This is a genomic window from Candidatus Binatia bacterium (genome assembly GCA_036382395.1).
Classification (GTDB): domain Bacteria; phylum Desulfobacterota; class Binatia; order HRBIN30; family HRBIN30; genus JAGDMS01.
This window is the reverse complement of record DASVHW010000390.1, coordinates 1-6,646: the sequence shown is the minus strand read 5'-3', so window position 1 is coordinate 6,646 and position 6,646 is coordinate 1. Positions and strand designations below refer to the sequence as shown.

Genomic DNA, 6,646 nt, shown 5'->3' with positions numbered 1-6,646 from the left:
CTCTCCGTTGCCAACGGCGTGGTGCGCTTCGAGTATGACGACTACGCTGATCCCGACGCGCGCAAGGAATTGTCCCTGCCCGCCACCGAGTTCCTGCGCCGCTTCCTGCTGCACGTCGTGCCGAAAGGCTTCATGCGCATCCGGCACTACGGGATCACCGCCACCGCGCGCCGCCAAGCGAAGCTGGCGCGCTGTCGCGAGTTGCTCGGCACCACCCCAGCCCCGCCGCTGCCGGTGGGTGCCGACACCGCGGCTGTGGCCCCAGAGGACACCACCCCGCGCTGCCCCCAGTGCGGGGCTCCCCTGCGCATCATCGAACTCCTCGCGCCGCAGCCCCCCGACACCTCATGACCCAGAGCGACCCCTTCCCCTCCTTCCTCTTCTCCTCTCAACGACCCGCGCGCTTGTCACGCCGCGGTGTGCCTGGGGTATCCCAGTGGGCCGCTGTGTGCCGTGTACCGCCCGCCGTGTCACCACCTGCGGCACCCTGGCAGGAGAACATGGCCACCGCCCCACCACCCCCACGGCTTGCCGGCCCATCGTGTTCATTGCCTTGCGCCCACTCCTTGGGATACAAACCCCATAGAGAGTAGGGGCGCGTGCACAGCGGTTCAGTTCAACGGGGCCTTTCCACCATCCGGCCGCGAGCGCCTGAGGCCGTCACACACGTCGTGCGGCCGGATGGCGGAAAAACCCTCTTACGTTAGGTCACGAACCGACGAGATGTGAGCGAGCCGAAATGAGTAGCACCCGCAACTCGATCGAGTTTTCGGTCATTCTACTCGTATCTGCGCTTCCAATGTCCTGCGCGATACAGCGGAGCGCGCGGGGCCCTCTTGTACCGGTTGAGCGTCTCGCAGACATTGACGCCAAGCTGGCGGCCCTGCGTCCATCGCTTCGTGGGTACGCATACCCTGCGCACGTCGCTTCAGAGGAGCAAATGCGAGAGTTGAACAGGCAGTGGAAGGATGCCGAGACTGAACTCAAGAACCTTGCCCAAGCGTATCCAGGGGAGTCGGGAATCGAGTGGCGCCTCGGTGAGCTCTATCGCTTTGGGCATAACCTCGACGTGACTGGCGCCGGGCGCGAATGCGTAGCTCAACTAGAGCGCGCGATTGCACTGCGACCGGACTACGTAGACGCCTACCTGGAGCTGGGCATCTTCTATACGGATGCCGATCAGCGTTGGGCACCGCTCGGAGAAAGCAATCTCAGAAAAGCGATCGAGCTGTCAGGGCAGACGCCGTTGCCGCGAGCGTGGCGGGCACTGACCTTTGCGTACTACTATGAGGGCAAATTCGCCGACTCGGTCACGGCGGCTGACCAGTACCTCTTGCTCGTCCCGGAGGACGATGATCTCAGGCAGATGAAGAAGATGGCAGAACAAGCTGCTTCCCGTGGTGCCACAGGTTTTGCGCCAGTTGGCCGTCTCATCCTTCCATGACCATAGGCGGACCTAACAGAGCTGCTGCACCCGACGGCGGGCACGCCGCGATTCTGGTTGGCGCCAGCGCCGTGTTCTGCCCGCCGCGGGTGGCCAGCAAGCGTTCGGCGTGTAAGAGTAACGGGTGTTGGGCGGCGGGACTTACCGGAGTATGCCGCTGCGGCTAAAGTTCCCGATGGTGAACGGAGCATGTCGGAAGATCCGAAGCTGACTGTCCAGGTGAATCTTGATGCCATGTTTGCAGAGCTCTGCCATCGACTTCAGCGCTGCATCGACATGGTATGCTTCGGTGTTCGCGCCGTCCCCACCGGCCCGGCCAACCCCACTACGCTTCCTCTCAAAGGTGCATGGTTCCACGTTGTCACGGCAGAGGTATCTATGCTGAAGGGGGAACCGTTGAAGGCCGCCTTTGAGACGTGAGTTCTGACTTGTGGGCTTCGCGACGCCGTCGAAGTTCTAAACGTGTTCCTGGAGCGAGCCAGAATGGCCGCGGCCAGTTACAGCCTTTGGGAGGAGTTCCGAATCCCAGGGACGCGCGATGCGCGCGTCCCCTCGGGAGAATGGAATACCAAGATCGTGGGTGGTGTGGACAAGTTCCACAGGCTCGGGCTTCCGGACAAACTTGAGCGGCTAACCAAATACAGTCCCACCCTCGCCCCTGGTTTAGGTGACGAAGTCCGGGCGATTAACCAAGCGCGAAACTGTCTTGTGCATCGGGGCGGCACGGTGACCGAGCGAGACTCGAACAGCCCAGATGGACTCGTGGTGAAATGGGAGAAGGTGTCGCTTGAGATCGATGGCCCGAGCGGACGGCAGCCGCTTCGTCCGCCGCAGTATGTGGCCGAAGGTGGCAACCTCGTAATGAACTACCACCGCACAAGCAAGCTCTTCCGGTTGGGAGAATCGGTAACTTTCTCGGCGCAGGAGTTCGCAGAACTGTGCATGACGTTTGTTCGCTTCGGGAATGAACTTTGCGCCAGCTGAGCGACTACGGCACACTCACAGGGTTCATCGCACCATCGTCAACTTCGGCATTGTCACCTGCGAGCACCTGATGGGTGGCGCAAAGGGACGTAGGTCGGAAGAGTCGGATACCATAACGGCGCCATTGAATTCCGACCTTTCCGACCTACGTCCCTCTGCGACGCCTGCCATTCGAGAACGGTCATCGCGTCACCGACTTCGGCGTCTCTGGACCGCAACGGTTCTGGTACAAGACCGATGATGGAGCGACGCACGAAGTGACGATCGAGGGCCTCAAGCCGCAGGCTTCGCAGTGACGGACCTGAGCGGCAAGACGTGTCGAAGGGCATTCGGACGGTCCAGTAGCTTCTCGGTCACAAGGAAGTTCGGCATCAGTGCGCGGTATCTGGATTCGGTGAACACCCAACGTTCCAATCCTGCGGTGAGCCGTGGTATCCACCGGCGATGGGCGATTGCAAATTGACGTACGTGTTCCGCCGGCCACGCTTTCCGATCATCTGCAACATCGATGGAGAACTCGTTGCAGGTTCAACCGCGCAGCAGTTCGAGCGCCGCATGGGCAAAGTTAGGCTTCCTTCGGGTCGGACTTTCAAAATCGTCGACGCCAACGGCGAGGGGTGGGCCCTGCATACCGAGCTCAGCGCGATCTCACCGCTCACGCTCGACAAGCAGTGGACAAAGTCTCGGGTAATCGAGATGTTCAACACGAGTCTGAACGCGCAACGGGCCGCGCTCCAATACTCGCGCCGCTCACTTTCCAATCGGCGGCTCGACTCGGTAATTCACGATGTTGTTGAACTTGTGAGGCAGGCCGACTAAACCGTTCCACGCGAGGCGCGGAAGGACACGCGCGCGTGAACGCTGGGCGTTAGCGTGCTCGACAGAGGCGTGGCATATGTGCGTGCGTGCGCTTTGAAATCTTAAGCGAGATCGTTGGTGCCGAGGCCATCGCGACAGGTCGTGAGATCCGTGACCTCCGGCGCCTTCAGCGGCGATACGGCAAGGGACGGTGGCGCAAGCTGAAGGGTGCCGCGACCATACGGCTTGCCAACGGTCGGGTTCGGCGTGCAGAATTGCACTGGTACGAAGCGCACGGCATCGGCAAGAAGGAGTTCAAACGAAAACGTTACCTGTCGTAGGAGCGAGTATGGCGAAAAGCAGTCAGAGGTTCGCAGTCTGCGTCGACAACACCGACTACCCAGCATCCCTCGAACTCCGGAAGATCTATCGGGTACTTTCCGATTCGGAGGCGGAGCAGGACGGTGACTTGCGAGTGATCGATGAAAGCGGAGAAGACTATTTGTATCCAGCCGACTACTTCGTGTTGGTGGACTTCCCACCCCTCGCACTTCGGGCCTTGCGTAAGTCTTTCGAGCGCGAGGCCGGCGAAGCACGCTAACCCGGCGCTGGAGCGGACCGGCATGGTCGCGGTTGCTTGCTGCATTCGTCAGTCCGCCGGCCGCTCAGCGCCGAGCGTTGTGGGGCGAACGTAGGCGCGAGCTGAACAAAGCGATAGAGACCGACGCGAAAGGACCGCGCGGCTCATTGCCGAGGCGTTGGGCGGCGGCGCGAACCCGCACATGATATGAGTTCGGCGACGATCATGCTTGTTCTTGCGTTCGGAGATCCCAATCGTCTCCGGACTGCGAGATTTCGAACTGGACGGGGAAAGCAATCGTGGCGCCGAGGACCGAGCTTGAGCACCGCCAATCGTTCCGTCGCACCGGGCGCTTTGCGACACGAGATCGCGCGCGTATTCCGTCTTATCGCGCTTCAGGCGGGAGTTGGCGCGCCAGCGGTGAACGCAGAGCTCTCGGGCGTCCGTCGTGTTCACTTGAGCTCATCGCGTCACCGAGGCGACGCGGTGGCGTCGAGGGCCTGACGCAGGTCTGTGATCAAGTCTTCCGCATCTTCGAGGCCGATCGAAAGGCGGACCATCGAGTCGGAGATCCCGCGACGCGCCCGTTCCTCTCGCGACAGGCCGTGGTGAGTGGTTGTCACGGGCTGTGTTACCAGACTTTCGACTCCCCCGAGGCTCGGCGCGATGGTGAACAGACGCAGCCGGTCGACCACGCTCGCCGTGTCTTCGAAGGCTCCGTCTAGCTCAATGGTGAGCATGCCACCGAAGCCGGACATCTGCCGCGATGCGAGGTCGTGCCCGGGAAAGTCACGCAACCCAGGGTACAGCACGCGGCGAACGCGCGCGTGTCCCTGGAGCGCCTGTGCGACGGCGGCCGCGGTGGCGTTCTGCTGACGCACTCGGACCACGAGCGTCCGGATGCTGCGCATCAGCAGCGCGGCGGTCTCCGGCGCTGGCACTTGTCCGAGGTTCTTGCGCCATGGTCCCACCGCGTCGAGCAGCCGCCGCGGGCCCATCAATGCCCCTGCGGTGACATCACTGTGCCCGCCGAGGTATTTCGTCCCGCTGTGCACGACCAGATCGGCGCCCAAGGCGAGCGGCTGTTGATTCACCGGTGTGGCGAACGTGTTGTCGACCGCCAGCAGCGCTCCGTGCGCGTGCGCGAGGTCTGCCAGACGCCGAATGTCGAACACCTCGAGGCCGGGGTTGGTGGGCGTCTCGCAAAACACCACGCCGACGCCGTGTTGGAGGACGCCTTCGAGCTGCGGCAGCTGGTGCCCAAGGAGGAGCTGCGTGCGGATACCCAGCTCCGGGAGCTGCTGGCCGACGAGCTCCAGCGTTCCGCCATAGGCATCGCCGAGCACGACGACGCCGCGCCGGCCGTGGGCGAGGAAGAGCGCGGCCTCGGCAGCCATCCCGGAGCAAAACGCGAACGCGGCCTCGGCGTGCTCGAGGCACGCCAGCTTTGCCTCGAGGCTCCTGATGGTCGGGTTCATCCCGTAGCGGCTGTAAAGGGCTCCCTCGCGGCGTCCCTCGACGACGTCGAGCAGCGCCGCGGTGGACGGGAAACCAAAGGTCGTTGAGTTGTAAATCGGCGTGTGCGGCGCCCCGTGGGCGTCTGCTAACTCGCCCGCGTGCACGCAAGTGGTGGAAAGTCCGCGCTGCAGTCCCATGCTGACGACCTCATTGCATTTGGCGTCGGACCCGCTCCACAGCCTCGATCATCTCCGGGGCCTGCAGGCCGATCGCACGCGCTTCGTTGCGAGCGGCCTCATGCGCCACTCCGTGGATCGCTTCACGATACAACTCCATCACGGCACCGACGCGATTGCCGGTGGCACAGTGCACCAGCACTGGCCGATTCGCCGATCGGTCCAACACTTCGGCTACCTTCCGCACGCTCTCTGGCGAGAGCGTCACCAGAGTCACTGGGATGTTTACATAGCGGAGCCCGATGCGCTCAGCGGCAGCGGCTTCCTCGGCGACCCCGCTTTCCGTGGGTGAACGCAGGTCGATGATGGTCTTGAAGCCTGCCTCCAAAAGCTTTGGTAGTGCGGCAACGGTGATGACGTTGGCCGTGGCCAGTCCATTCTCGATGCGGTGGTAGTTCATGACCTCGTCCCCAACCCACGCTGCGGGCGGCGCCGCGGGCCGTAGCCCGCAAGCCACGCCAACGAAGGCGATGACTAGAGCGACGCTCCAGTGGATGGCAACATTTACCGGTCGGGGCAGCATGGCTTATGTCTAGCACCGACCGGTGCCTGAGGGTAACGGACGTGATCAAGGAGCCCACCCGCCCGCCGTGCCGTTGTGCGTTCGAGATGTCGCACAGCTGGCGCGTGGCTCAACGGGCTTGTAAAGCCCTTCGTTTCTGGCAATTAGCTCTTGTGGACTGCCAGCCTCCACGCCGCCAAGTTCGCGAGTGCCGTCGAAGAGACGAGCCCTCCGCGCTGGCGTAGTCGAGCGGAGGTTCATGCGGGCGAGTCGGCAGCTGCGAGAGGAGGGAGTTTATGAAGAGTCGGAAGTGGAGCGGCATTCACGTGTTCATGTTCTGCCTGCTGATCAGCGCCACCGCGGCGATGGCGGGGCCGGCGACGCAAGAAGTCGAACGTTCCAAGGTGTGCATGCTTCAGGACGAGGTGGAACCGAAGGCCGGTACGCCCTACGAGTTTGAGGGCAAGACCTATTACCTCTGCTGCCCGATGTGCGCCAACACGTTCAAGAAAGAACCGGAGAAGTATTCCAAGGCACATGATCCCGTCAGCGGACAAGTGGTCGACAAAGCTACCGCGCCGGTACTCGGCTACAAGGATAAAGCCTACTTCTTCGCATCGGACGAGTCGCGGGCCGCATTTGCC

At 62.7% G+C, this 6,646-nt stretch carries 10 protein-coding genes; 8 read left to right on the top strand and 2 right to left on the bottom strand.

The window, feature by feature from the left end; genetic code table 11:
- The 7 genes from VF515_18940 to VF515_18910 all read left to right on the top strand — a co-directional run.
- Positions 1–351, top strand: a 351-nt coding sequence (locus VF515_18940; GenBank protein ID HEX7409710.1) for a transposase, incomplete at its 5' end; no start/stop codon positions are given.
- A 589-nt stretch (positions 352–940) separates the two neighbouring features.
- Positions 941–1,444 (top strand): hypothetical protein, encoded by a 504-nt coding sequence (locus tag VF515_18935; protein ID HEX7409709.1) that lies wholly within the window; start codon positions 941–943, stop codon positions 1,442–1,444.
- A gap of 189 nt (positions 1,445–1,633) precedes the next feature.
- The gene (locus tag VF515_18930; protein ID HEX7409708.1) at positions 1,634–1,864 is read left to right on the top strand and encodes a hypothetical protein; all 231 of its coding nucleotides are present in this window, start codon (positions 1,634–1,636) and stop codon (positions 1,862–1,864) included.
- 63 nt (positions 1,865–1,927) lie between these two features.
- Entirely contained in the window at positions 1,928–2,428 is a 501-nt protein-coding gene (locus VF515_18925; GenBank protein ID HEX7409707.1) for a hypothetical protein, read from the top strand.
- Positions 2,429–2,872: 444 nt separating this feature from the next.
- Positions 2,873–3,247: a hypothetical protein gene (locus VF515_18920; GenBank protein HEX7409706.1), complete on the top strand. Its 375-nt coding sequence runs from the start codon at positions 2,873–2,875 to the stop codon at positions 3,245–3,247.
- 86 nt (positions 3,248–3,333) lie between these two features.
- Positions 3,334–3,567: a hypothetical protein gene (locus tag VF515_18915; protein HEX7409705.1), complete on the top strand. Its 234-nt coding sequence runs from the start codon at positions 3,334–3,336 to the stop codon at positions 3,565–3,567.
- Between the two features lie 8 nt (positions 3,568–3,575).
- Entirely contained in the window at positions 3,576–3,827 is a 252-nt protein-coding gene (locus VF515_18910) for a hypothetical protein (protein HEX7409704.1), read from the top strand.
- A gap of 449 nt (positions 3,828–4,276) precedes the next feature.
- Here the strand turns inward: VF515_18910 and VF515_18905 are convergent, their stop codons facing one another.
- Positions 4,277–5,461, bottom strand: a complete 1,185-nt coding sequence (locus VF515_18905) for a PLP-dependent aspartate aminotransferase family protein (protein HEX7409703.1) — start codon at positions 5,459–5,461, stop codon at positions 4,277–4,279.
- Between the two features lie 10 nt (positions 5,462–5,471).
- A complete protein-coding gene (locus VF515_18900) occupies positions 5,472–6,023 on the bottom strand; it encodes a protein tyrosine phosphatase family protein (protein ID HEX7409702.1) in 552 nt (183 codons plus the stop codon).
- Positions 6,024–6,298: 275 nt separating this feature from the next.
- Between VF515_18900 and VF515_18895 the strand changes: the two genes are divergently transcribed.
- The coding region (locus tag VF515_18895) for a TRASH domain-containing protein (protein HEX7409701.1) at positions 6,299–6,646 on the top strand (348 nt) is incomplete at its 3' end.